A 24,702-nucleotide genomic window follows, 5' to 3' on the forward strand; every position below is an offset into this window, starting at 1 on the left:
ATGGCTAGAATATCGGGAATAGATTTACCAAATAATAAACAGTTAAAGATAGCGCTTACTTCTATTTATGGTATAGGTAGAACAAGAGCTTTGGAAGTTTGCAATAAATCAAGTATTTCTCCAAGCAAAATTGCTAAGGATTTAGACAATGATGAGGTTAATCGACTTAGGAAGGTAATTGAGAGCGATTATGTTGTAGAAGGGAAACTTAGAAGTGAAGTTGCAATGTCTATTAAAAGACTTATGGATATAGCGTGTTATAGGGGTGTTAGGCATAGAAAAGGACTGCCTTTGAGAGGCCAGAGAACTAAAACGAATGCAAGAACTAGAAAAGGAAAAAGAAAGACTGTAGCTAATAAGAAAATAGCTAGCAAATAAAATAGTTTTTAAGATTTGGAGGGTAAGTTGAGCGCAAAATTATCAACTAATAGTAAAAAAAAAATTAAGAGAAATATCGGAGAAGGAAACGTTTATATACAAGCTACTTTTAATAATACTATAGTTACTGTATCTGATATAAAGGGGAATGCTTTAGCTTGGGCAAGTGCTGGTGGAATGGGTTTTAAAGGGGCTAAAAAGTCAACCCCATATGCTGCTCAAATAACAGCAGAGTCTGCTTTAAATAAAGTTAGAGATTTTGGAATTAATTATGTTCATGTGTATATAAAAGGGCCAGGCATTGGCAGAGAATCTGCAATAAGAGCTATTGGTTCGGTTGGTATGACTGTAAAATCGATTTCAGATATTACTCCTATTCCTCATAATGGATGCAGACCGAAAAAAACCAGACGAGTTTAGCTAGAAGGAGTTATGATGTCTGTGGAAAAATTTTTGAAAGATTTCACTATACCTGAAAAAATTGAATTTTTGAAAAGCCAAGGTGATGGATCTTATGGTAAATTTACGATATATCCTTTTGAAAGAGGCTTTGGGATTACTATAGGTAATACTTTAAGGCGAGTGTTACTTTCTTCTATTGAGGGATATGCTATTACTGCTATGAGAGTTCAGTCTAATAATAAAGACTCTTCGTCAAAGGTTGTTTTAAGTGAATTTGATTTGATTCCTGGAGTTTCTGAAGATACTCTTGAGGTTATTGCTAATATTAAAAATATCCATTTGAAACTTGGAGAAGGAGAGCAAAGCAAGACAATAAGCTTTAGTGTTAGTGGCAAAGATACCAATGTTTTGAAAGCTTCTCATTTTGAAAGAGATGGAGTTGAGGTTTTTAATAAAGATTTAGTTATAGCCACTTTATCACATGATGTGAATTTAGATTTTGAATTTCAAATTAATTATGGTAGAGGCTATGTGTCTTCTGAGCAAAATGCTAAATATTTAGAAGAAGTTAATGTTATTGCTTTAGATTCTATATTTTCTCCTATAGAGAAAGTTTCGTATTCTGTAGAAGATACTAGGGTTGGTCAAAGGTCAGATTATGACAAACTTGTAATGGAAATTTGGACTACTGGTGTGATTTCTGCCAAAGATGCCATCAAAAAGGCAGCATCAATAGTAAGAGAGTTTTTATTTCCCCTTGTTGATTTTGAAGACAATGTTAATACGTCTTTTGAAAAATCAAAATCAGAAAGTTCTGATTTACTTGATATGAGTATTGAGAGATTAAATTTGTCAGTCAGATCTTTAAATTGTTTAGCCAAAGAAAATGTTAGAACTTTAGGGGAACTTATTAGCAAAAGTGCAGAAGAGCTTTCTAAAGCTAGAAATTTTGGGAAAAAAAGTTTAGAAGAAATAATTGAAAAACTTGGTTCTTATCGATTATATTTGGGAATGTCTAAAGAAGATGCTCTATCTGTATTGAGTAAAAATGTTAAAATTTTTGAATAAAAGGAGAGTTTAGACTGTTTCATGAAAACAAAATTAGGTTTTAATAGATTAAGTAGGAAGGCCAGTCACAGAAGAGCACTTTTAAAAAATATGGTAATTTCTTTTTTTAAGTATGAAAAAATTTCTTCTACTAAGGCAAAATTGTTTGAAGTTAAAAGATTTGCTGAAAGATTAATTACAAGGGCAAAAGTTGATACTGTGCATAATAGGCGAGAATTATCAAAATTTATACATGATAAGTATATTTTAAATAAGCTGTTTACCAAAATTTCTCCTGTTTTTAGACAAAGAAGTGGTGGGTATACTCGGATGATTAAATTAGGAAAAAGATATGGAGATGCGGCTGAAATGGCTATCCTAGAATTAGTTGAAAAGCCTTTAAAAGTTGAATAATTAATAAATTTGAGCACACTGTTTTAAAGATTAAATTTTAAATTGCTTTTAAACAGCATAGGAGTTAAATGATATGATATATATTATTTTTTCTTCTATTTTTGCTGGCTTTATATTAGGATTTTTAATAAGAGTTTTTTTAGGTAGATTGTCTTTATTGGATTTAGAAAAAAATCTGAAAAAAGTAAGAGTAGAATCACAATTAGAGATAGAAAATGAAAGAAGGCAAATTATTGCTAATGCAAAATCTCAAATGCTTAAAGAAAAAAACCAGCAAGATAGGGATATAAGAGATCGGAAAAATGAGATTGTTAATCTAGAAAAAAGATTATTACAAAGAGAAGAAACCTTAGATAAGAGAATATCTGCTCTTGATAAACAGCAGTCTAGAGTTGATTTTAAAATTAAAGAATTTGAACAAAAAGAAAAAGTAATAAGAGAAAAAGAGGTCGATCTTGTTAAAAGATTGGAAAATATTTCTGGTCTTACAAGAGAAGACGCAAGAAAAATTGTAATTGAAAAAGTTGAGCATGAGTCGAAAAGAGATGCTCAAGTTATTATTAATAAAAGTGAACAGGAAGCGCAGCTATTAGCAGATAAGGTTGCAAAAGATATTTTAGTATCTACTATGCAGCGCATTGTTACAGAGGTAAGTTCTGAGTTTACAGTGGCTTCTGTTGAATTACCTAATGATGAGATGAAAGGTAGGATTATAGGTAAAGAGGGGCGTAATATTAGGGCTCTTGAGACTTTAATAGGAGCGGATATCATTATTGATGATACGCCTGAAGCCGTTGTTATATCTTGCTTTGATCCAATAAGAAAAGAGCTTGCTAAGAGGACTTTAGAAAGACTTGTTACAGATGGCAGAATTCATCCTGCTAGGATTGAAGAAGTTGTGTATAATGTTACCAACGAGATAAATAACATTATTCAAGAAGAAGGTGAGAAGGTGGTTTTTGACCTTAATATACATGGGCTTGATAAAAGACTTATTAGAGGGTTGGGAAGGCTTTATTTTAGAAGTAGTTACGGTCAAAATGTTTTAAGCCATTCTAAAGAAACGGCTATAATAGGAGAAATTTTAGCTAAAGAGATGAAGTTAGATCCTGTTGTAGTAAAAAGAGCATGTCTTTTGCATGATATTGGTAAAGGGATGGAAAGTATTTCCGATAATAGTGAGGGACACGCTATTACTGGTGCTGAACTTGCTCAAAGTTGCGGAGAGAGCGAAATTGTTGTTAATGCTATTGCTGCACATCATAATGAGGTTAAACCAGAGAGTCTTGAGGCCATTGTAGTTCAAATAGCAGATGCCATCTCTGCATCTCGTCCTGGAGCAAGGCGGGAAAGTTTAAATAACTATATAAATAGACTTAAAAGACTTGAAGACATTGCTTATAGTTTTGAGGGTGTTCAAAAATGTTATGCTATTCAAGCTGGTCGTGAAGTTAGAATTATTGTTGACAATGCTGTGATTAATGATGAAAAATCAATTTTACTTGCAAGAGATATTGCTAAGAAGATAGAAGCTGAAATGAGATATCCTGGGAAAATTAAAGTTACAATTATTCGCGAAACCAGAGTTATTGAATATGCAAGATAGCACTATTAAAACTTTGATAATTGGGGATATAATAGGCGAGAGTGGATTAAAAAAAGTTTTTTTTAATCTTAAAAACATTAAGAACAAATATAGAATAGATTTGGTAATTGCTAATGGAGAAAATTCTTCAAATGGCTTTGGAATAACTCCAGAAATAGCAAATAATCTTTTTAGATCAGGTGTTAATGTTATTACTACTGGCAATCATGTGTATTCTAATTACAAAATAAATGATTACCTAAATAAGCAAACATATATCTTAAGACCAAATAATTTTTCAGATTTGTTAGATGGGCATGGTTATTGTTTTTTAACTATTAAAGATGAAAAGGTTGCTGTTGTTAATGTTCAAGGGGTTTTAAATATGAATTTTATTGTTAAGAATCCTTTTGATAATACAAAAAAATTGGTTAATATGCTTAGTAATAAGACTAGAACCATTTTTGTAGATTTTCATGCTGAGAGCAATTATGAAAAGGAAAGTTTTGGATATTTTTTAAATGGTTTTGTAACAGGTGTGGTTGGCACTCATACCCATGTTATGACTCAAGATGAAAGAATATTGTCAAAGGGGACAGCCTATATTAGTGATATTGGGATGACAGGTGGATTAAATTCTGTAATAGGATTTAATCCCGATATTTCTCTTAAAGGCTTGCTTGAATATGTCCCCTTAAGAGCCGAAGTTGTAGAAGATGACATAATTTTACAAGGAGTTATTATTACTTCTAATTTAAAGACAGGCCGTGCTTTAAAAATTGAAAGGATTCAGAAATAATTTATTAAATATACTTTGCAAAAGGTATCCAGAAAAAACACGAGAAGAATTAATGATCTTAATTCTAAAAGGTAATATATATGTAAATTCTCATAAAGAAAAAAATCCTAAAATGTTAATAAACAAAACAAGTAAAATAGATTTAGTTGAGGATGCTTGTCAAACATTTGTATCAAGGGGAGGATACAAGCTTTTAGAGGCCCTTAAAGATTTTGAGATTGAAGTTAAAAATAAAATTTGTGTTGATGTTGGCTCTTCAACCGGCGGTTTTACCGATTGTTTGTTGCAGTGTGGGGCTAATTTTGTTTATTCAATTGATGTAGGAATTAACCAACTTTCTTATAAATTGAGAATTGATCCAAGAGTTAAAGTTTTAGAGAGAACTAATATTTTTGATGTTACAGAATTTAAGATTGTTCCCAATTTTGCTGTTGTAGATGTTTCTTTTAGATCGTCAATAAGTATATGTGTAAATTTAATAGATAAACTTTCTGATAATTTTATTATAGTTTTGATTAAGCCCCAGTTTGAGTTTAAAGGTTTAAATTTAGATATTAAAAATTTTAATGGTGTTGTTAATGGTAAGTATTTGAAAATAATTTTGCAAAGTGTAATTGAAAAATTCTATAAAAATAAATTACAAGTAAAAAATATATTAAAATTAAAAACCAAAGGTAAAAAAGGCAATCAAGAATTCATGTTTTTAGTTGTTAAGTCAAGTGTTTTAAATATTGCAAGTTCTATGCAATTGCTTAGCAATATTGAATTTTAATATTTGTCTAAAGTCTTTTTATTTAATATTTCTGAGAAATTCAAGTTTAATTCTTCAAGTATTATTGGATTATTTTCTATTGTTAAAATTATTCCATCAATTCCTTTAATTTCAAGACATGTTAAGGTTATTTGGGCGATTTGATTAATTATTCCTTCAATTCCGAAACTATTTTCATAAAATTCTTTAGATAAGTTTATTTTAGCAATTCCTTCGTTTAGGCTTAAATTTAAAAGCTTGGTTTTTATAGGGATTAAGCTTAAAAAATTATTTTTTAGCTCGTATTCATTTGGGCCTTTGATTAAAGATTTTAGTGTTTCTTCAAGAATATTTTTATCGTAATATATAGCTCTTTTTACAGTCTGTCTTAAAAAATAACCTTCTGGGGTTACTTTTATAAAATAAAGTTTAATAAATTTTTTGTTTTTAAGGTTATTATTTCTTTGGTTTTGCTTGAGTTCTTCTTCAAGTTTTTTTATTTCTGGTGGTTGGATTAAAAAACTTTCATTTTTAAGTATTTTTATATTTGTATTTTTATTGGTAGTTTTTTTAGCTCCAATTAATTTATTATCTTGTGTTTGGCTTGATTCGAATAACCCGCTATCGTAATTTTTTTCTTTAAAAATATGCATAATAAGTGAATTTTTGATTATTAATAGCACACTAATTATCGTTAAAACAATAGCAATTAAAATTAAAAATATATCTGATTTGGTTGAGCTTGATTTTTTTTTTCTTTTCAATATAAACACTCACGTGTAATTGGCATAAATACTAATATTTGCTATTATAATGGAAATATCGAAATAAATAAAGAGGTGTATTTGCTTTGCTTAGTTATAAAAAGGTTCTTATTGTTGGTAGACCAAATGTTGGTAAATCTGCTTTATTTAATCGAATTTTAGATACAAAAAGAAGTATTACTGAGAGTACTTACGGTGTTACTAGGGATTTGGTTGAAGAGGTTTGTAAGATTGATTCTTTTAATTTTAAATTAATTGATACTGGTGGGTTTACGATCTTAAAAGATGAGATTAGCAAAATTGTTGTACAAAAGGTTTTAAGCTCTTTAGAAAAAGTTGATTTAATTTTATTGGTTTTAGATATTAATGAAATTTTACTTGAAGATTATCAGATTATTGAAATACTGAGAAAATATAGTAGTAAGGTGGTTTTGGTTTTAAACAAAGTAGATACTAAAGATAAGGAATGTTTAGCCCATGAATTTCATAATCTAGGGTTCAAGCGCTATTTTCTGGTTAGTGCAGCCCATGGCAGAGGCATTACTCAGCTTAGAGATTTTTTAAAAGTAGAAGTTGGTGAAGCTAATATTGAGGGTGGAGTTGATATTAAGGTTGGGATTATAGGTAAGCCCAATTCAGGCAAATCTACCCTTATTAATTATTTATCTGGAAATGAAATTGCAATTGTTTCGGATCAGCCCGGTACTACTAGAGATTTTATTAAAACTAAGTTTACTAGAAATGGGAAAGTTTTTGAGGCTATTGATACAGCTGGGATAAGGCGAAGGGCAAGAGTAAGTGAAATTGTTGAATATTATTCTGTTAGTAGGGCATTAAAAGTAATTGACATGGTAGATATTGTGTTTTTGTTGATTGATGTTAAAGAAGAATTAACTTCTCAGGATAAAAAAATTGCTCATTATGCTGCTAAAAAAGGGAAGGGAATTATTATTGTGTTTAGCAAATGGGATCTTGTGGAGCAATCCAAAGGTTATTTTGAAGCCTTAAAGAGCCGCACGAAGTTTTTTTTCCCTATTTTAAATTTTGCCCCTATATTTAGAATTTCTGTTCATAAAAAGATAGGTCTAGATTCTCTTTTTAAAGAATCTTTTAAGTTAAAAGAGCAGCTTGAGCTTAAAACCAGCACTCCAGATTTAAATAAAATGTTAAATTTATGGATCAAAGATTATCATTTAAATATTTCTCATAAAATCAAATATATTACACAAGTTAGCACTAATCCCGTTAAGTTTATTCTTTTTGCAAATAAAATAAAGAATTTTCCAAATTCTTATTATAATTATTTAGTAAATAATTTGCGTAAAATTGGATATAAAAATATTCCAATTTTAGTAGAATTAAAGGAAAAAATAAGAGATTTAAAGTGAGATATATATTTTTATTTTTAATATTTAAGAGTCTAAATCTTTTTTCGCTTGAGAGTTTTTTTTATGATTTTGATGTAAGAACCAAGTATTCAAAATATTTTAATTCAAGCTATGTGCAAAAAAAAATAAGTCCAGTAAAACATTTTATTACACAAGATTATTACATTGAAGTTTCAAGTGAAGTTTCTTCTGAGTATGTTTATTATTCTTTTTTTAATAAAAAAAAGAATGTGAGTTATATTTTTCCAGGGTCTTATGTGATTAAAGTGGGCAAAGATGGTATTAAACAGATAAAAGTATTTTTTATAAATAGAGGGGATACGTTTATTAGAATAAAATCTGCAAAATTTTCTTCTAATGCTGATTTTTATTTGGTAAATACTTTGATTTATAAAGACGTTAAATTGCCTTTTAAGATTGAAGACATTGCAGTAATTTCTCTTGCTAATATAATAAATTATATTAGTAGGGTTATTGATTTTAGATATTTTATTCCTGAATATTTTGATATTTATAAAGATATTTCTAATATGGCAATTAGTTTAAGGAAATCCCTTGCGTCTTTTCCTATTGCTGAGGTTGTTGATGGTGCAATGGATGAGTATGGCAAAATGGTGCATATAGAAACTGGGTTATTGCAAAAAGATCCAGTGGGGTTTAATTGCTCGGGATTTGTTAAATGGGTGGCGGATTCGATTTATCAATCAATGACAGGACGACTTTTAAGAATTGATGATCTTAGGCTTAGACATATTGGTGTTAGAGGCAGTGGTTTTACTAGGAGTCAAGAATTTAATAAGGATCCTTTTTTTGGTCTTGATTGGATTCGTAATATTGCTTATAGGATAAATAATATTAATGCAGATTTAAATTTATCTAAAATCAAGGAAAATGATGTCAATAATATTAAGTTTTTTGATTATGTGGACAATCGTGGTTATAAAATTGAAAATTTAGAGTTTTTATTATATAGTCTAGCTTTAGATGAGCCTGGGTATATTTATTTAGGATCTATTAGCACGGGTGTTAACAATTTATCAAGCATGGTGCTTCATAAACATGTTGTTTTATTTCTTCCATTTCTTGATGAAAATAGGATTTTTAGGGTTTCTGTTAGCGAGGTTAATACTGAAACTTCAATCAAGTCTCTACAGAAAAGATATCCAAAGTCTTATATTCATTTAGTTAGAGTCAAGGTTCCTGAAAATTTATCAATAGTACCTATGCCTATAAAGGCAAATAATAAATCATCATGATTAAAGCTGTAGTATTTGATTTAGATGGCACCTTGTATCCTGAGGCGGCTAGAAATAAACTAATGTTTTTTGAATTTTTAACTAATGTTAAGTTTTTTTTAGCTTTTAAACAGATTAGGAAAAAAATACGAATTTTACAAAGCAATCAATTTTCGTCTTCAAATAGGGATGAACTTTTTTCTCTTCAGGTTAAAATGCTTTCTGAGCATTTAAATCTTGATGAGAATCGGTGTTCTTTTTTATTAAATAAAATATATTATAGTCAGATTTTTAGCGATAAGTTTAAAAAACTTAAGCCATATCATGGAGTTCAAGATTTAATCTATTGGCTTAAATTTAAGGGAATAAAATTGGGTGTAATGTCAGACTTTCCTATTTTAGGTCGTGTCAAAAATTTATTGGGCATTCAAGACAGTTTTTGGGATATTCTTTGTTCCTCAGAAGATACTGGGTATTTAAAGCCACATAAGGCACCTTTTTTAAAAGTTATTGAAGATTTAAATTTAAGTGGTAATAATATTTTGTATGTAGGGAATTCTTATGAATATGACATTTTAGGTGCTAGAAATGTTTCAATGAAAGCAGCTTTTTTTTCTAAAAAGAATATAAATTACAAAGGGATGATTGATTTTATTTTTCATGATTATAAAGACTTAAGAGAATATATACGTTTGAATATATAGAATATGGGTAAAATATTTTATGATAGATTTTGCGACTATTTTAGTTAACCTTTTTTTGGTTTCAATAGTTTTATTTGTTTATAGGCAATATGATAAGCGTTCTAGAGCATTAGATAAAATTAAAAAGTTCGTTGATCTTACAAAGGTTAATCTTGAAGATTTTATTGAAGATAAGACAAAAGAGATTAATGATCTTGCTGTTGATATGGAAGCTTATCAAAGATCTAGTATAGAAATAATAAAAAAAATTGATGAAGTTCAGCAAAAGATTAAAAATAAAAGCAATGATTTTGCAGAGGTTGAAAAAAAGATAGCTTATCATGATTCTATGCTTAAGGATCTTGATGAAATGACTTTTAAAGTTCAAGAGAATATACAAAGATTGCAAGTTGATGGGAAAATAGTAGATAAGCTTTCAAAAACTTTAAAAGGATTTAATACTCAGATTGATTCGGTTGAATCAAATTTGAATTCAGTGTTAGAAAAATTTGACAAGACTAATAAAGAAAATCTCGAATCTATTAAAATTGCTAGTTGGGAAAAGTTTGACACCAATATTAAGGACCTTGTTTTTAAAATGGATAATTTGAATAAAGAGATTAGTCTTTATGAAAAAGATTTAGCAAATATTGAAGAGAGAAAAAATGATATTTTAGTTAAGGGTAATGAGAAATTAGATTTAGAATTCAATGATTTTCTTGAAAAGGTCGAATTTAATATTGACAAATATAGTAAAGAGATTGAAAGTTCTTTTAATTTTTATGAAAACAAATATAAGTTAATAGAAGATTCTATAGAGCTTATTATGGAGAGTGTAAAGAATAAAATTAATGAAAAAGAAGATTTTATTTTAAATCGACTGAATGAAGAATTGCAAAATAAATTTAAAGATATTTTTGAATATGTTGATGATCGTTCTAAGGAAATTAAAGATAAGCTTGAGGATAAATTGGTTTTGGTGGACAATGAAATTTCTTCTATGAGTTCTTCTTTTAAAGACAATGTTTATTCAAGAATTAATTCACTTGAGGAGTCAATGCGAATAGAGATGGGAAAGTATGAGGAGCAAGTAGATGATGTTTTTGATAAATTTAGATCTCAAGTTGAGTTGAATCTTAAAAATATTTATGAGGATTATGAAGATAAAATAAGTCAAGTTGATAATAACATTAGAGAAAGGGTAGAGCTTACTTTGTTAGATTTGAATTCTAAAATGGAAAGTGTTCAGGTAGGTGCTATTGATTTAATAAAGAGGCTTGAAGATGATTCTAATGGAATATATCTTGAATTTAAAGATAAGTTTGGAGCAGATATTGAAGTATTTAGTGAAAGTTTTAAAGGTGATATTAATCAACTTAAAGTGCAGTTAGAATCTCAACTCTTAGATGTTGATTCAAATATTCAAGGCAAGCTTATTAAACTTAATGATAATTTGATTTCTAATTTTGAAGAAATTAATGGTAAGTTTAATAATAATTATTCAAATTTAAGCGATAGTATAAATGCCAAGTACAAGTCTCTTTTTGAATCTTTGGATTCTAGTAGTTCTAAATTTGAAAATCAAATGGAATCCCAATATAAGAGTTTTGCAGATAAATTAACAGCAAAAATGGATGAATTTTCTTTAATTTATGGTGAAAAATTTGATACACTCTCTCAAGAGGCAACCAATAATTATCAAGAATTTCAAGATTTAAACAAAAAATTAGAAAATGAAGTTGGATATTTTTATAATATTTTTGAAAAAACCCAGGAGACTTTAAAAGAAGATTTTAATGCTAGTTTAATTAACATTAAAGATGAAATTGGTAAAAATATAGTAGAGTTTAAGGATAGTTATTACAATGAGGTAAATGTTTTTGTTACTCAACTAGAAGAAAGTAAGCTTCAATATTTAAAGTGGCAAGATGAAATGGATTCTAATTTAAAAAATATTGAATCTCAAATAAATAAAACAAATGAAGAATTTTTAAGCTTAATTCAGATTCAAAAAGACAAAGGAATAGAGCTTAGTGAGAGCGTTTTTAATGATCTTTCAGATCATATTCAAAAAAAAGCTATTGATATGCATGGCAGTTGGAAAGATGAGCTTATTGCTTTAAATAAATCTTTGCTTGATATTAAGATTTCTAGTGAAGAGCTACTTTCATCTGCTACTTTAAAAATAGAAAATTTAGAAAAAGATGTTAACGATAGAATGGAATATGTTTTGTTAAAAACAGGCGATATTGAGAGTTTAGTGATAGAAAAATACAAAGAATTAAAAGATATGTCGTATTCACAAAGTGATGAGGCTATATTAGGGATTAAAGAATTTATTGATAGGCAAACAGAAATAATTAAAGATAAAAGTGTATTTATGCTTGAAGATTTGAGCAAAAAATTTGATGATAAGAATAATTTTGTTATAAGCAAGATTGAAGAATGTGATTATAAATTAAAAGATTTCAAGATTGAATCAGAAGATATTTTAAATAATTTTAAATCTGATCTTAATGAATTTGTTGAGTCAAAACTACAAATTGTCTCTAATATAAAATCGGACAATCAAAAGCAAATTGATGATTTTTTAGATAGAATTTCTAAAGATATTTTAAACAAGAAGGATTCAATTAACACTGAAGTAGATAGCAAGCTTAGTGATTGGCAAAGTAAATTAAACGAAATAACTGTTAAAATTGAAAATTTATTGTCTTCAGGCAAAGTTGATCTGGATTTAATAGATTCTGAGGTGACTACAAAAATTAAAGAGCTTAAATTTTCTATAGAAAGTCTTGAGAGTTATTATCTTGAGAAAATAGATGAGTTTAGAAATCAAGGGGCTATATATTCTGATGAGCTTTTGCAAGACATAATGAATCATTTTAATAAAGAGACTAGAGAACTTGAAGAGAATTTATCAAAGAAATTTGCCTCAGTTTTAAATAATTCAGAAGAATTTGTTAAAGAGGTTGACAGTTTGTTGCAGGATAAAAGAACCGATATTGCTTCTTTTCAGGCTAATATAGATATTACTCTTGATTCTCTTAGTGTGAAGTTTAATGATATAAACAAAGAAATTAATGGAAAATATAATGAGGTGATATCTAATTATAGAGGGTATTCAGAAAATATTTCTAGTAAACTTGAAAATGAAATAATGCATGAGATTGAAAGTCTAAATAGAAGATTGACAGATAGAATAGATAGTCTTGGCAAAGGTATGGATGAAAATCTTCAAAAACTTAAGGAATCTTTTGATATATCGAAATATCAAGTTGAAAAATTTGAGTTGAAAGTTAAAGATTTAACAGATGATGGAGAGGCAAAAATTAACGATCTTGTTAAAGAGATTGAACAGTATTATAAATCTAGATTAGAAGAAGCAATTGATTATAGAAGAACGATTGATAGTGATATTATGCAAGCAAAAGAGAGATTTGGAGAGATAACAAATGAGCTTAAAAATAATATTGAGAGTAAAGCCGAGTTTTTAAACGATCTTTATAAGGAAAGGTTTAAACTTATTGAGAGTAATTTTGAAGAGAGATATTCTACATTTTTAATTGAAAGCGAGGGGGCTATTTCAAAAATTAGAGATGAAATCTATAAAACACTTACAAGCAATGATGAAAATTTGCAAATTAAGATTTCTGAAATGGATCATAATTTTGAGATAATAGAGCAAAGATCAAAAGATATTTTAGATTTTGAAAAAGAATTGCAAGATAAAATTAAAGATTGTTACGATGTTCTAAATTCTCAATTTGGAGATATTAAGGCAAGTTTTGAAGAGAATATAAAGAATCATTTTGAGGTTTGTATGAAAAAGGCAAACACTTTAATTGATGATGACATTGTAAAGTATGAAAATGAAATTCGCAAGAGAATTGATTCTTTAAAATCAATTGAAAGTACTTTTGATAGCATAGAGAAGAATTTGAATGATAAAGTGAGTGGGTGTATTGATAAAATAGCCAATGATTTTAATCTTAAGTATATTGAACTTGAAGAAAGGTGTAATGAAGGGCAATTAAATTTAGAGGATAAAATTGACAACAAAATTAAAGCCATTGATAATTTAGCTTTAAGTCAATATGATGGACTTGAGAAAAAGTATGCTGATATGTACGAGGAGTTTTCAGAGAAATTAAATTCTTATATTGCAACTTTAAGCGAAGAGTTTAAGAGTTCAAATAAAGAGATGATCTATGAACTAGAATCTCAACTGAAAAATCTCAAAAATCTTGAATCTGATTTAAATAATGTTGAAAAGGACGTTATTAGATTAAAAGAAGAGTCTTATCACAATGTGTCATCGCACCTTAAACTATTAGAAGAAGACTTTTTTAAAGATTTGAAAATTAGAGGCGAAGAGCTTAAATATTCTTTGGAAAACTTTATTGCCTCATATAATGATAAAATTCAAAATTTGGAATATGATTTGTCTAAAAATTTGGAAAACAAAACAGAACTTATTCAAAATTTCCATTTAGATATTGAACAAAAAATGAAAGATGATAAAGAAAATTTTTATTTGGATTTTACCAAAGAATTTTCTTCTAAAAAAAAAGATATGCAGAGTGAGATAGCTTTAATGGAAACTAATATTACCGGGAAAGTAGATGAATTTGTTGATTTTGTAAACAATAAGCAAAGTATTATTGATTCTTGGTTTTTAAATATTAAAGATGATGTAAAAAATTGGCAAGAAAAATCTTATAGCACAATAGAGAAGAGAATAAATCTTGCTGAACTTGGAATTAAATCATTTGAGAATGATATTTTTAATGTAAAGATTGGTTTGGAATCTTTTAAAGATGGTTTTGAAACTAAGGCAGAAGAGATTTTTAGCAATTTGCAAAACGAGGCTAAAAAAATTGAACAATCAGTCCAAATTGATTTTAAAAATATTGGTGAATCATTAAATCTTAAAGTTTTAGATCTTGAAAAATTTGTTGATTTTAAGGTAGAAAAGATAGACGAAAAGGTTAATAAGAAAACTGAAGATGTCTTAATTCAAGCAGAAATGAAATTTTTAACTCAGCAAAAGGATCTTGAAGATAAAATTTTTGAGCTTAATCAGAAATTAGAGCATGAATTTACAATTTTGTCTTCTAATCTTGATAAATCAAGGCGTGAAATGGTTGATGTAATTTCTAGTGATAAAGAAAGCTTTGAAGGACAAATTGAATTAATTAATAAAAATATTTCAGAATTTTCTGAAAAAATTAGTTTATATAGAAGTAATATTGAGACATCAATTGAGAATGAATATGATTCCTTTTCTAAATCTATAAAATCAGAATTCGGTTTACTTGAGAATGAACTTAAAAAAAGTTTAAAACATTCAACATTAGAGATTGAAACCATAAAAAATGGCTTACAGGAACAAATTGATAAATTTGAGGTTGAATTTAAGAAAAATCATAAAGAATTGTTGAAAGGGGTTGATACCAATATTTTAGAACTTGAGTCTAAAATATTAAATTATGATATTCAATTTAACAAATTTGTTAGTGAGATTAAAGACAATTTAGTTGAATATAAATCTGATTTGAGAGCAGAATATGAAGATAGTTATGATAAAATAAATTTTCAAATTGAAAATCAAATTGAGAATTTTAAAAAATTGGATGCCGAGCTTGAAAAAAATAACTTGATATTTTTGGAGGCTTATTCTCTTAAGGACAAGTTGGAAAAGTTATGGGAAACTTTAAAAAATGAGATAGATCTTGCTCAAGAGTATAAAAATAATTTTGAAAACGTTAATAAAGAATTTTATAATATTCAAAAAGAAACATTGGGTATTATTGAAACCTTTAATGAGTTAAAGTTAGAACAAGAATCAATTAAATCTATTAAGAATGATTTTAATAAATTTTTTGAATTTTACTCGTCATTTGATAGTAGATATAAGAGTTTAGTTGAATCTTATGATGAAGTGCAAATTTATAAAGCTAAAATAAAAGAGATTGCCGAGGAGCAGAGAACTATTCTTGATAATTATGAAAGAATTAGCAATAAAGAGAGTATATTAAAGAGTACTATAGAATCTGTTGATAAAAATTTTGATTTGATAAATGAAGTGGAAAAAAGATTTAATGCTTTAGGCAAAGAGAGCGCTAAGTTTCAAGACAATCTCAAGGATATGGAAAATGTTGTTTCAAATCTCTTATTAAACAAAGGGTTATCTGAAGAAGTGTTGATTAATGCTCAAAATTTAAAGGAAATGTTATTAGATATTGAAAATAGGTTGAAAAATACTTTGATTATGAGAGAGAAGGTGGTGAAATCTGAGACAAGGTTGGAGAATTTAAATACTGCAGCAGAAGAGAGAATAAAAACTCTTGGTATTCTTGTCAAAACCGATTCTAAATATCAAGATAATGTTGGCCTTAATAATGAAACTGTTAGAAATTCTGTAATAAAACTAATGAGGCAGGGATGGAGTGCTGAAGAAATTTCTAGAGCTACCAAATTGTCTATTGGGGAAGTTGAGCTTATTTTAGAGCTTGGTATAAGCAATAAAGGTGATTAAAGGTTATATTTATGAAGGCAAATTTAAATTTAATAAAAACATTGCATCCTCTTGAGATGAAAGTAATTGTAAACAATAAAGAAGGGGATGATATTTCTGCTTCAATTATTATTGAAAAGTTGGGGTTTAATGAAGGTCAGGCAAATAAAACAATTGAATGGTTAAATTCTAAGGGAATTATTGAAGAGATTTATAGAAAATTAAATGTATTTTATAAAGCAACAGAAAAGGGTCTTTGCGCTTTAAGAGATGGGTTTGTTGAGGAAAAAATAATAAATCTAGTATCTCAAAAGGAAGTTTTGGCTTCAAATTTAGCCTTAGAGCTTGATATTGATATTAAAGAAGTAAGAAAAGCTTTTGGTAATTTGTTAAAAGAGGGCATTCTTTCTATTGATTTAAATAAACAGATCGTTATAAATTGTTTAGACGGCATAGAGGCCAATTATCAGAAAATACGTGTTTTATTGGAAAGAGCAGAAAGTAGCGATCTTCTTAGCGAAAGTTTGACAACCGAAGAGCTTTTATTATTATCAAATTTTGCTAAGAAAAAAGGAGCAGATTCTGTATTTTTTAAAATAATAGAAAAACTTGATTTAAAGTTTAGATTATCTAGTTTTGGATTGGAAGTTAAAAATTTTTTAATGGAAAGTAAATTAATTGAGGATGAAATTACAAAGCTTACTCCTGAAATTTTAAAAAATAAAACATATGAGAATATAAAATTTAGAGCTTACAATATTCATATTCCATCAGCTAAAACTTTTATTGGGCGTGCTAATTCTTATTTAGATTATATTTCTAAAATTAAAGACAAATTAGTAGGGCTTGGTTTTCAAGAGTTTGATGGGCCTTTAGTAGAAACAGAATTTTTTAACAACGATGCTCTTTTTATGCCCCAATTTCATCCTTCTCGTGATATTAAGGATGTTTATTACATTTCAGATCCTAGTATGCAAGAATCTTTACCCGAACCTTATTTTTCTAATGTAAAATTAGCCCACGAAACAGGATATGCAACAGGTTCAAGGGGCTGGAGGTATAGTTTTAGCGAAGATCTTTCTAAGAGATTGGTTTTAAGAACCCATGGTACTGTTCTTTCTGCAAAACAATTAATTAATGCCAAAAGTCCAAGTAGATATTTTGGAGTTATTAGATGTTTTAGATATGATCAGGTAGATGCAACTCACGGAGTAGATTTTTATCAAACTGAGGGGATTGTTATTGAAGATGGTGTTAGCATTAAAACTTTGCTGGGCCTTCTTGAAATTTTTGCCAAAGAGCTTGCGGGTGCTACAGAAGTTAAATATGTTCCCGCATATTTTCCCTTTACTGAACCTTCTATTGAAATACATGTAAAACATCCTGTTCTTGGTTGGTTTGAACTTGGAGGAAGTGGAATTTTTAGGCCAGAAGTTACAAGGCCTTTGGGCATTGATATACCTGTTATTGCTTGGGGGATTGGAATAGATAGAATGGCTTTAATGCACTTAGGTCTAAATGATTTGAGAGATCTATTTACTTACGATATTGGTGATGTTATTTTAAGACGAGGAAAGGTAGATGCCAAAGGTAGAAATTTATAAAAATCTTTTTTTAGATAAAATAGGAAAAAATTTTACAAATTTAGAGATTTCAGAATTACTTGAACCGTTTAAAGCGGAATTTGATGGTTTTGATGAAAGTTCGGGGAAAATCAAAATAGAATTTAATGATACAAATAGGCCAGATTTGTGGTCTTATTTAGGGCTTGCTCGTCAGATAAGAACGTATTTTTTTAAAGAAATGCCCTATTATGATTTTTTTTCAAAAAGGGGAGAATTTAAAAAGTTTTATGGTGAAATTTTGGTGGATGGCGAAATGTCTCAAATCAGGCCGTTTATTTTTGGATTTTTAGCAAAAGGATTGATTGTTGATGATAGAATGCTTGAGACGTTAATTCAATTTCAAGAAAAACTTTGTCAAAATTATGGACAAAAGAGAAAAAGAATTGCAATGGGGATGTATAATTCTAATTTTATTAAATTTCCAATAAGTTATGTTGCTTCATCTCCTAATCATAAATTTGTTCCTTTGGGAATGGATTATGAGCTCTCTCTTTTAGAAATAAATGAAAAGCATCCCAAAGGATTGGAATATTCACATATTATTAAAAATTTTGATAAGTATCCGTTATTATTAGATGATAATAATAATGTAGTCTCTTATCCTCCAATAATTAATTCTAATAATATTGGATCTTTAAAGGTTGGTGATACTGATTTATTTGTTGAGGTTACGGGAATTGATTTTGAAGCAACTTTGTTAGCGTTATCCATAGCAGCCTGTGATTTTTATGATATGGGTTTTGAAATTTTGCCAGTAAAAACTGTGTTTAGAGAGCCTTTTGGTTTAGATTTTAAAGAATTGGTATGTCCTTATTATTTTCAAGAAGAAGTGCAGTTTGATGTTAAAAACATTAATAGATTGCTTGGAAGTAATTTAACATTAGAGCGTATTTGCCTTAATTTAAAAAAAATGGGAGTAAATTCTTATTCTAGAGATTTGAAAAACTATATTATTCCACCTTTTTATAGAAATGACTTTCTTCATGAGGTTGATGTAATTGAAGATGTAATGATAGGGGAAGGTCTTTTAAGTTTTAATCCAGAGCTTCCTAAGGCTTTTGCAGTGGGAAGGCTTAGTCCTTTAGAAGAGTTTTCAAGAAATGTTAGAAATTTAATGGTGGGTATGGGATTCCAAGAGATGATTTATAATTATATGGGCTCTAAGAAAGATTTTATTGACAGAATGAATATTAATGATCAAAATTTTTTAAAAGTATCTAATCCAATCACAGAAAATTATGAATATGTTAGAGCATCAATAATTCCCAATTTATTAAAATCAGAAAGCGTTAGTTCTAATTTTCCTTATCCACATAAAATTTTTGAAATTGGAAAGGTAGCTTTAAAGAATTTGGATACTATTGAAGGAACAAGTACTTTTACGAATTTAGCTTTTTTAATGTCTGGCAAGCAAATTTCTTTTAATGAGATTAATTCAATTGTTGCAACGCTTTTTTATTATTTAAATATTGAGATTAATTTAATAGAATCAAAAACCGCTTTTTATATTAATGGTAGGGGAGCAGATATTTTGATTGGAGGCTTTAATATAGGTAGTTTTGGCGAAATTTCACCCTATGTTTTAAATAATTTTGGCATTTTTATTCCATGTTCTGTTTTTGAGGTTAATATTAGTAAACTTATGAGTCGATCTTAAGTGTTGAATATTAGTTTTAGCAACGTTAAGATTAATATTCAAATTTTTAAGAGAGGCTTGAATTTTAGATATGTTAGAATTTGAAACTATTGATGTAAGTCTGCCCAAAAAGGAGAATTTATCTCAAAAAGAGGTAGAAGTTATTGAAGATGTAATAATTGTAGGATCTGGCCCGGCTGGACTAACAGCCGGGATTTATTCTGTTATGAGCAATTATAAGACTGCTATTTTAGAAGGCCCTGAACCTGGGGGACAGCTTACCACAACCACAGAAGTTTATAATTATCCTGGCTTTAAAAATGGAATAAGTGGTAGAGATTTGATGTTAAATATGAGAGAGCAAGCAGTAAATCTTGGAGCTAAAGTTTTTCTTGAAACTGTTTTTTCTATAAAACGGGAGAATAATATTTTTTATCTTTATACAGAAAATTATATTTATAAAAGTAAGTCTGTTATTATTGCCGTGGGATCAAAACCCAAAAAACTTGAAACTCTTAAAAATTCGGATGTATTTTGGAATAAGGGTATTTCGGTTTGTGCTATTTGTGATGGACATCTTTTTAAAGGGAAAAGGGTTGCAGTAATTGGTGGAGGCAACACTGCTCTTTCAGAATCAATTTATTTAAGCAAATTGGTGGACAAGGTTTATCTTATTGTAAGAAAAGACAATCTTAGAGCTATTGCTATGTTAAGAGATAGTGTTGCGAAGTTGCCTAATATTGAGATTTTGTATAATTCAGAGGCCATAGAAGTAGATGGTAAATCTTTTGTTTCTTCAGTTAAGATTTTTAATAAAAAAAATAATGTTTTTTATGAATTAGAAGTTAGTGCTGTATTTATGGCTGTTGGTTATAAACCAAATACAGAATTTTTAAAGGGATTTTTGAATTTGGATGAAGAAGGATTTATTCTTACTAAAGATGTTGTTAAAACAAGTGTTGATGGTGTTTTTTCTTGTGGAGATGTTAGTAATAAAGTTTATGCTCAAGCCATTACCGCTGCTGCTGAAGGGTTTATTGCATCTGTTGAGTTGGGAAATTTTTTAAAATAGTTTTTATTAAGATGTTTTTGAGGTTTTTAAGTGAAGTTTTTATTTAGTTTAATGCTTTAGAGCAGATTTAATTGCCTTTTAATTTCAAAGATTAAAATACCTGTAGATACAGAAACATTAAGTGAGTCTATTTTTCCGCTAGTTGGGATTCTTATTAAAAAATCTGAATTTTCTTTTATTAGTTTGTGTACACCTTTTCCTTCATTTCCTAAAATAAGTGCAATTTTTTTGTCGTTTATTTTGATTTTGTTTATATCTTGTCCTTTAATATCACCAGTGTATATCCAAAAGCCAGAGTTTTTTAAAAGATTTATTGTGTTGTTTATGTTTGCCACTGTTATTTTTTTTACATATTGACTTGCACCAGAGCTGGTGCGCAAAACTGTCGAATTGTCTTTTGCGCTACGTTTTTGAGTAGTAATTACAAGATCTATACTAAACTGTTCTGCTGTTCTAAGGATTGCTCCAAAGTTTTGGGGATCTTCTATCTCATCTAGAAGTAAAATGAAAGCATTTTCTTTTTTTTTAAATGTTTCTAGTAAGTTTTCGAAATCTTTGGTTTGTGTTTTTGCATTTTTATTTTTTTCAGGTTTTAATTTTAATGCAAATCCTCTGTGGTCTTTGTTTTTAAGAATTTTGTCAAGGTCATTTGTACTTATTCTTATTATTTTTATGTTTTGCGTTTTAGCCAGTTTTTCAATTTCTATAGTTTTTGAACTTTTTTTTGATATATAAAGTTCAAATCCTTTATTATTTTTTATGCTTTCAATTATTGAATTGGCATGAGTTATATACATATTATACTTTGAGTAAATTTATTTCATCACCATCTTTTAATTCTTTACTTAAGTTTTCAAAAAGTTTAATAGCATTAGAATTTAAATTTTTAGGTGTTTTTATTTTAGTGATTAATATTAAATTTCCAAATTTTTCGGTTTGAAGAATTGGCATTCCTGCATTTTTAATTAAAATTTGTTCTTCATTGTCTATTCCTTTTGGAATTTGTATTTTAATCTCTTTTGAAGCGATTGTTTTTATTTTTACTTCTTTTCCAAGGGCTGCTTGAGCAAAGCTTATTGGAAGCATTGCATAAAGATCTTTACCATTTCTTTTAAATATTTTATGAGATCTTATCAATATTTTTACGTAAAGATCGCCGTATTCTTGATTGTCCGGATTAACATTTCCCTTGCCTTTCATTTTTATTTGTTGGTTATTATCAATGCCTGAGGGAATGTTTAATTGAATAGTTTCTTGTTTTGCAAGGCTTCCTTTTCCCTTACAAGATTTACAAGGGCTTGATATTATTTTGCCCTCTCCGTAACATTTAGAACATGTTGTTGTAACTCTGAAAAATCCTCCGCCTTGTACCACTCTTCCGCTGCCGTTACACATGTTACACATTGAAGGGCTTGTACCTTTTTCGGATTTTTTCCCTAAACAAGAATCGCAAAGCATTTGTCTTGTTATGTTTATATTATTTTTGTACCCAAAGTATGCATTTTCAAGAGATATTTCTATATTATATCCTAAATCTTCACCTTTTGCATGTTTTCTATTTCTTTCTTGCCCTTTGTTTCCAGTGAAAAATGAATCAAAAATATCGCCAAAATCTTCAAAGATGTCTGAAAATCCACTAAATCCACCTGAAAATCCTTCAAATCCTCCTCCTTCAAAAGCAGAATGTCCAAATCTGTCGTATTTGGCTTTTTTATTGTCATCTATTAAAACTTCGTAAGCTTGAGTGGCTTCTTTAAAGATAGAGGCAGCCTCCTCATTCCCTTGATTTCTATCTGGGTGATATTTAATTGCTATTTTTCTATATGCTTTTTTTATCTCATCTTTTGAGGCTCCTTTTGAGAGCCCCAAAATTTCATAATAATCTTTTTTCACTATTTTTTATCCTCGTCAACAACTTCGTAGTCAGCCTCTTTACCCTCTTCGCTTGTATTACTTTGGGGGTCATTTTCTTGTTGGCTGCTTGCATTTTGCTGGGAAGAATCTTTATACATCATCTCAGCTATTTTGTAAGAAGCTTTTTGAAGTTCTTCTGTTCTAGATTTTATAAGTGAAATGTCTTCTTTTTCAAGACTTTCTTTTAATTCTTTTATTTTGCTTTCAATAGCTTCTTTGTCTTCGCTTGAAATTTTTTCAGAATATTCTTTTAATGATTTTTCTGTTTGATAAATTAAAGAATTAGCCTTATTTTTTGCTTCAATATTTTCTTTTAATTTTTTATCTTCTTCCGCATGAGCTTCTGCATCTTTTACCATTCGATCTATTTCTGATTCAGAGAGTCCTGATGATGATTCAATTCTAATTTTTTGTTCTTTTCCTGTTCCCATATCTTTTGCAGACACATGCACTATTCCATTAGCATCAATGTCAAAGCTAACTTCAATTTGAGGCACCCCTCTTGGCGCTGCTGGTATTCCATCAAGTATAAAATTACCAAGTATTCTGTTTTGTGCTGCCATTTCACGCTCACCTTGAAGGACTTTAATATCAACAGAGGTTTGATTGTCTGCAGCTGTTGAGAATACTTGACTTTTTTTTGTAGGAATTGTGGTGTTTCTTTCAATAAGTTTAGTCATAACACCACCCAGTGTTTCTATTCCTAGTGAGAGTGGAGTAACGTCAAGGAGTACCATGTCTTTAGTTTCTCCTGTTAAAATACCACCCTGAATAGCAGCTCCAATTGCTACAGCTTCATCTGGATTTACTCCTTTGTTAGGATCTTGTCCAAATATATCTTTTACAATTTTTTGAATAGCAGGAATTCTTGTTGATCCTCCTACAAGTATTACTTCATTGATATCAGAAGCTTTAAGCCCCGCATCTTTAATAGCTTTAAGGCATGGTTCTTTTGTTTTTTGAACTAAATGGTCTACCATTTGTTCGAATTTTGCTCTTGTTAGAGTATGTTGCAAGTGTTTTGGACCATTTGCATCTGCTGTAATAAATGGAAGATTTATTGAAGCTTCTTGAGCGCCTGAAAGTTCTATTTTGGCTTTTTCGGCTGCCTCTTTGAGTCTTTGAAGAGCCATTTTGTCGTTTGACAAATCAATAGTGCTTTCTTTTTTGAATTCTGAAATTAAATGTTTTATTATCTCATCGTCAAAATTGTCACCACCAAGATGTGTGTCTCCGTTGGTTGACTTTACTTCAAAAACACCATCTCCGAGTTCCAATATTGAAATGTCAAATGTTCCTCCACCAAGATCGTAAACAGCAACAATTTCTTCGTGTTTTTTTTCAATTCCATAAGCAAGAGCAGCAGCAGTTGGCTCGTTAACAATTCTTTTTACTTCAAGACCCGCTATTTTGCCAGCATCTTTTGTAGCTTGTCTTTGAGCATCATTAAAGTAAGCTGGAACTGTAATCACAGCCTCTGTAACTTTTTCACCTAAGTAAGCCTCTGCTGTTTCTTTCATTTTTGTAAGAGTTGCTGCTGAGATCTCAGGTGGGGACATTTGCTTTTTTATATTGGAAATGTTTACTCGCGCATCGCCATTTAGTCCTTTTTCTATTTTATAAGGAACCATTTTTATTTCGCTTGTAACCTCTTCAAATCTTCTTCCCATAAATCTTTTAATAGAATAAATTGTGTTTTCAGGGTTTGTAACCATTTGGTTTTTTGCAACCTGCCCCACAAGTCTTTCGCCTTTATTTGTGTAAGCAACAATAGATGGAGTAGTTCTTCCCCCTTCTGAATTTTGTATTACAACTGGTTTTCCATGCTCCATTATAGCTACGCATGAGTTTGTTGTTCCTAGGTCAATACCTATTATTTTGCCCATATTATAAACCTCCTTTTTTCTAATTAATTTTTACTTTGAGCAACTTTAACTTTTGCTGTTCTTAATATTCTGTCGTTGTAGCAATATCCCTTTTGGTATACTTCTACTATTTCTGGATTTTTAAGGCCTTCTTTCTCTTCAATGCTTATTGCTTCATGACGACTTGGATCAAAATTTTCGCCATTTTCTCCAAATTTTTTTAAATTATATTTTTTATCAAAGATTGACAGTATTTCATTTTCAATCATACTGATTCCTGTTAATAAGTTATCAAAATCTTTGGATTTTTTTGAAGAGTTAATAGCTAGTTCTAAGTTATCAAGAAAATTAACGACATCTTTCATTATGGTTTCATTTGCAAATTTAACAAAATTGTCTTTTTCTTTTTCTAATCTTTTCCTGAAGTTTTCAAATTCCGCTTGTTTTCTTAAATGCAAATCTTTAAGATTGGAGATTTCATTTTCAAGCTCAGCAATTTTTTTATCAGAATTTACTAAATTTAAGTTTTCTTTTTTTTGAGATTTTGTATTTTTGTTATCTTGTTTGTTGGGTTTTTCAGATTCGCTTTTAGTTTCTTTTTTTTCCATTTTTCCTCCTTTGATA

The 24,702-nt window shown here is 29.0% G+C and carries 19 protein-coding genes; 14 read left to right on the plus strand and 5 right to left on the minus strand.

Annotated features, from left to right (window positions below; all coding sequences use genetic code 11):
* The 7 genes from rpsM to BBIDN127_RS02515 all read left to right on the plus strand — a co-directional run bounded on the left by rpsM (window position 1) and on the right by BBIDN127_RS02515 (window position 5,397).
* Complete coding sequence (rpsM, locus tag BBIDN127_RS02485; protein ID WP_002557091.1) at window positions 1-378, plus strand: 30S ribosomal protein S13; 378 nt, start codon at window positions 1-3, stop codon at window positions 376-378.
* 27 nt (window positions 379-405) lie between these two features.
* A complete protein-coding gene (gene rpsK, locus BBIDN127_RS02490; RefSeq protein WP_014023724.1) occupies window positions 406-798 on the plus strand; it encodes a 30S ribosomal protein S11 in 393 nt (130 codons plus the stop codon).
* Window positions 799-813: 15 nt separating this feature from the next.
* The gene (locus tag BBIDN127_RS02495; protein ID WP_014023725.1) at window positions 814-1,848 is read left to right on the plus strand and encodes a DNA-directed RNA polymerase subunit alpha; all 1,035 of its coding nucleotides are present in this window, start codon (window positions 814-816) and stop codon (window positions 1,846-1,848) included.
* Between the two features lie 21 nt (window positions 1,849-1,869).
* Window positions 1,870-2,241, plus strand: coding sequence for a 50S ribosomal protein L17 (rplQ, locus tag BBIDN127_RS02500; protein ID WP_014023726.1), 372 nt, complete (start codon window positions 1,870-1,872; stop codon window positions 2,239-2,241).
* 73 nt (window positions 2,242-2,314) lie between these two features.
* A complete protein-coding gene (rny, locus tag BBIDN127_RS02505) occupies window positions 2,315-3,847 on the plus strand; it encodes a ribonuclease Y (protein WP_014023727.1) in 1,533 nt (510 codons plus the stop codon).
* Window positions 3,837-4,625 (plus strand): TIGR00282 family metallophosphoesterase, encoded by a 789-nt coding sequence (locus BBIDN127_RS02510; RefSeq protein WP_014023728.1) that lies wholly within the window; start codon window positions 3,837-3,839, stop codon window positions 4,623-4,625. Before rny ends, BBIDN127_RS02510 begins: the two co-directional genes overlap by 11 nt.
* The gene (locus BBIDN127_RS02515) at window positions 4,606-5,397 is read left to right on the plus strand and encodes a TlyA family RNA methyltransferase (protein ID WP_044054961.1); all 792 of its coding nucleotides are present in this window, start codon (window positions 4,606-4,608) and stop codon (window positions 5,395-5,397) included. The genes BBIDN127_RS02510 and BBIDN127_RS02515 overlap by 20 nt, the downstream gene beginning before the upstream one ends.
* On the opposite strand, the gene BBIDN127_RS02520 is transcribed toward BBIDN127_RS02515, so the two are convergent.
* Complete coding sequence (locus BBIDN127_RS02520) at window positions 5,394-6,140, minus strand: GerMN domain-containing protein (protein WP_014023730.1); 747 nt, start codon at window positions 6,138-6,140, stop codon at window positions 5,394-5,396. The genes BBIDN127_RS02515 and BBIDN127_RS02520 overlap by 4 nt on opposite strands.
* A gap of 86 nt (window positions 6,141-6,226) precedes the next feature.
* Here BBIDN127_RS02520 and der point away from each other — a divergent pair, with 86 nt between their 5' ends.
* The 7 genes from der (at window position 6,227) to trxB (ending at window position 20,299) form a co-directional block, all read left to right on the plus strand.
* Window positions 6,227-7,528 carry a ribosome biogenesis GTPase Der gene (gene der / locus BBIDN127_RS02525; protein WP_014023731.1) on the plus strand — a complete coding sequence of 434 codons (1,302 nt, stop codon included), beginning with the start codon at window positions 6,227-6,229 and terminating at the stop codon, window positions 7,526-7,528.
* A complete protein-coding gene (locus BBIDN127_RS02530; protein WP_014023732.1) occupies window positions 7,525-8,784 on the plus strand; it encodes a hypothetical protein in 1,260 nt (419 codons plus the stop codon). The genes der and BBIDN127_RS02530 overlap by 4 nt, the downstream gene beginning before the upstream one ends.
* Window positions 8,781-9,467, plus strand: coding sequence for an HAD family hydrolase (locus BBIDN127_RS02535; protein WP_014023733.1), 687 nt, complete (start codon window positions 8,781-8,783; stop codon window positions 9,465-9,467). Before BBIDN127_RS02530 ends, BBIDN127_RS02535 begins: the two co-directional genes overlap by 4 nt.
* A 19-nt stretch (window positions 9,468-9,486) precedes the next feature.
* On the plus strand, window positions 9,487-15,987 hold the full coding sequence (locus BBIDN127_RS02540) for a SpiroCoCo family coiled-coil protein (protein WP_014023734.1): 6,501 nt from the start codon (window positions 9,487-9,489) through the stop codon (window positions 15,985-15,987).
* 11 nt (window positions 15,988-15,998) lie between these two features.
* A complete protein-coding gene (pheS, locus tag BBIDN127_RS02545; RefSeq protein ID WP_014023735.1) occupies window positions 15,999-17,570 on the plus strand; it encodes a phenylalanine--tRNA ligase subunit alpha in 1,572 nt (523 codons plus the stop codon).
* The gene (gene pheT, locus BBIDN127_RS02550) at window positions 17,548-19,248 is read left to right on the plus strand and encodes a phenylalanine--tRNA ligase subunit beta (RefSeq protein ID WP_014023736.1); all 1,701 of its coding nucleotides are present in this window, start codon (window positions 17,548-17,550) and stop codon (window positions 19,246-19,248) included. Before pheS ends, pheT begins: the two co-directional genes overlap by 23 nt.
* A 70-nt stretch (window positions 19,249-19,318) precedes the next feature.
* The gene (gene trxB, locus BBIDN127_RS02555) at window positions 19,319-20,299 is read left to right on the plus strand and encodes a thioredoxin-disulfide reductase (RefSeq protein WP_014023737.1); all 981 of its coding nucleotides are present in this window, start codon (window positions 19,319-19,321) and stop codon (window positions 20,297-20,299) included.
* A gap of 56 nt (window positions 20,300-20,355) precedes the next feature.
* Here trxB and rlmB read toward each other — a convergent pair whose 3' ends face one another.
* Genes rlmB through BBIDN127_RS02575 form a run of 4 tightly spaced genes read right to left on the minus strand, consistent with a single transcriptional unit; the run spans window position 20,356 to window position 24,686 of the window.
* Window positions 20,356-21,096, minus strand: coding sequence for a 23S rRNA (guanosine(2251)-2'-O)-methyltransferase RlmB (gene rlmB / locus BBIDN127_RS02560; RefSeq protein WP_014023738.1), 741 nt, complete (start codon window positions 21,094-21,096; stop codon window positions 20,356-20,358).
* 1 nt (window position 21,097) lies between these two features.
* Entirely contained in the window at window positions 21,098-22,192 is a 1,095-nt protein-coding gene (dnaJ, locus tag BBIDN127_RS02565; protein WP_014023739.1) for a molecular chaperone DnaJ, read from the minus strand.
* The gene (dnaK, locus tag BBIDN127_RS02570) at window positions 22,192-24,099 is read right to left on the minus strand and encodes a molecular chaperone DnaK (protein WP_014023740.1); all 1,908 of its coding nucleotides are present in this window, start codon (window positions 24,097-24,099) and stop codon (window positions 22,192-22,194) included. Before dnaK ends, dnaJ begins: the two co-directional genes overlap by 1 nt.
* Window positions 24,100-24,122: 23 nt before the next feature.
* Window positions 24,123-24,686 (minus strand): nucleotide exchange factor GrpE, encoded by a 564-nt coding sequence (locus BBIDN127_RS02575; RefSeq protein ID WP_014023741.1) that lies wholly within the window; start codon window positions 24,684-24,686, stop codon window positions 24,123-24,125.
* Window positions 24,687-24,702 lie beyond the last annotated feature (16 nt).

The organism is Borreliella bissettiae DN127, assembly GCF_000222305.1.
In the GTDB taxonomy this organism is placed as follows: Bacteria; Spirochaetota; Spirochaetia; order Borreliales; family Borreliaceae; genus Borreliella; species Borreliella carolinensis.

Excerpts from the sequence above, each read along its gene's own strand:
- pheT (WP_014023736.1), top strand. The coding sequence starts at position 17,548 with ATGCCAAAGGTAGAAATTTATAAAAATCTTTTTTTAGATAAAATAGGA.
- BBIDN127_RS02575 (WP_014023741.1), bottom strand. The coding sequence starts at position 24,686 with ATGGAAAAAAAAGAAACTAAAAGCGAATCTGAAAAACCCAACAAACAA.
- trxB (WP_014023737.1), top strand. The coding sequence starts at position 19,319 with ATGTTAGAATTTGAAACTATTGATGTAAGTCTGCCCAAAAAGGAGAAT.
- rpsM (WP_002557091.1), top strand. The coding sequence starts at position 1 with ATGGCTAGAATATCGGGAATAGATTTACCAAATAATAAACAGTTAAAG.
- rplQ (WP_014023726.1), top strand. The coding sequence starts at position 1,870 with ATGAAAACAAAATTAGGTTTTAATAGATTAAGTAGGAAGGCCAGTCAC.
- BBIDN127_RS02540 (WP_014023734.1), top strand. The coding sequence starts at position 9,487 with ATGATAGATTTTGCGACTATTTTAGTTAACCTTTTTTTGGTTTCAATA.
- BBIDN127_RS02495 (WP_014023725.1), top strand. The coding sequence starts at position 814 with ATGTCTGTGGAAAAATTTTTGAAAGATTTCACTATACCTGAAAAAATT.
- rlmB (WP_014023738.1), bottom strand. The coding sequence starts at position 21,096 with ATGTATATAACTCATGCCAATTCAATAATTGAAAGCATAAAAAATAAT.
- BBIDN127_RS02535 (WP_014023733.1), top strand. The coding sequence starts at position 8,781 with ATGATTAAAGCTGTAGTATTTGATTTAGATGGCACCTTGTATCCTGAG.
- BBIDN127_RS02510 (WP_014023728.1), top strand. The coding sequence starts at position 3,837 with ATGCAAGATAGCACTATTAAAACTTTGATAATTGGGGATATAATAGGC.
- pheS (WP_014023735.1), top strand. The coding sequence starts at position 15,999 with ATGAAGGCAAATTTAAATTTAATAAAAACATTGCATCCTCTTGAGATG.
- rny (WP_014023727.1), top strand. The coding sequence starts at position 2,315 with ATGATATATATTATTTTTTCTTCTATTTTTGCTGGCTTTATATTAGGA.
- dnaK (WP_014023740.1), bottom strand. The coding sequence starts at position 24,099 with ATGGGCAAAATAATAGGTATTGACCTAGGAACAACAAACTCATGCGTA.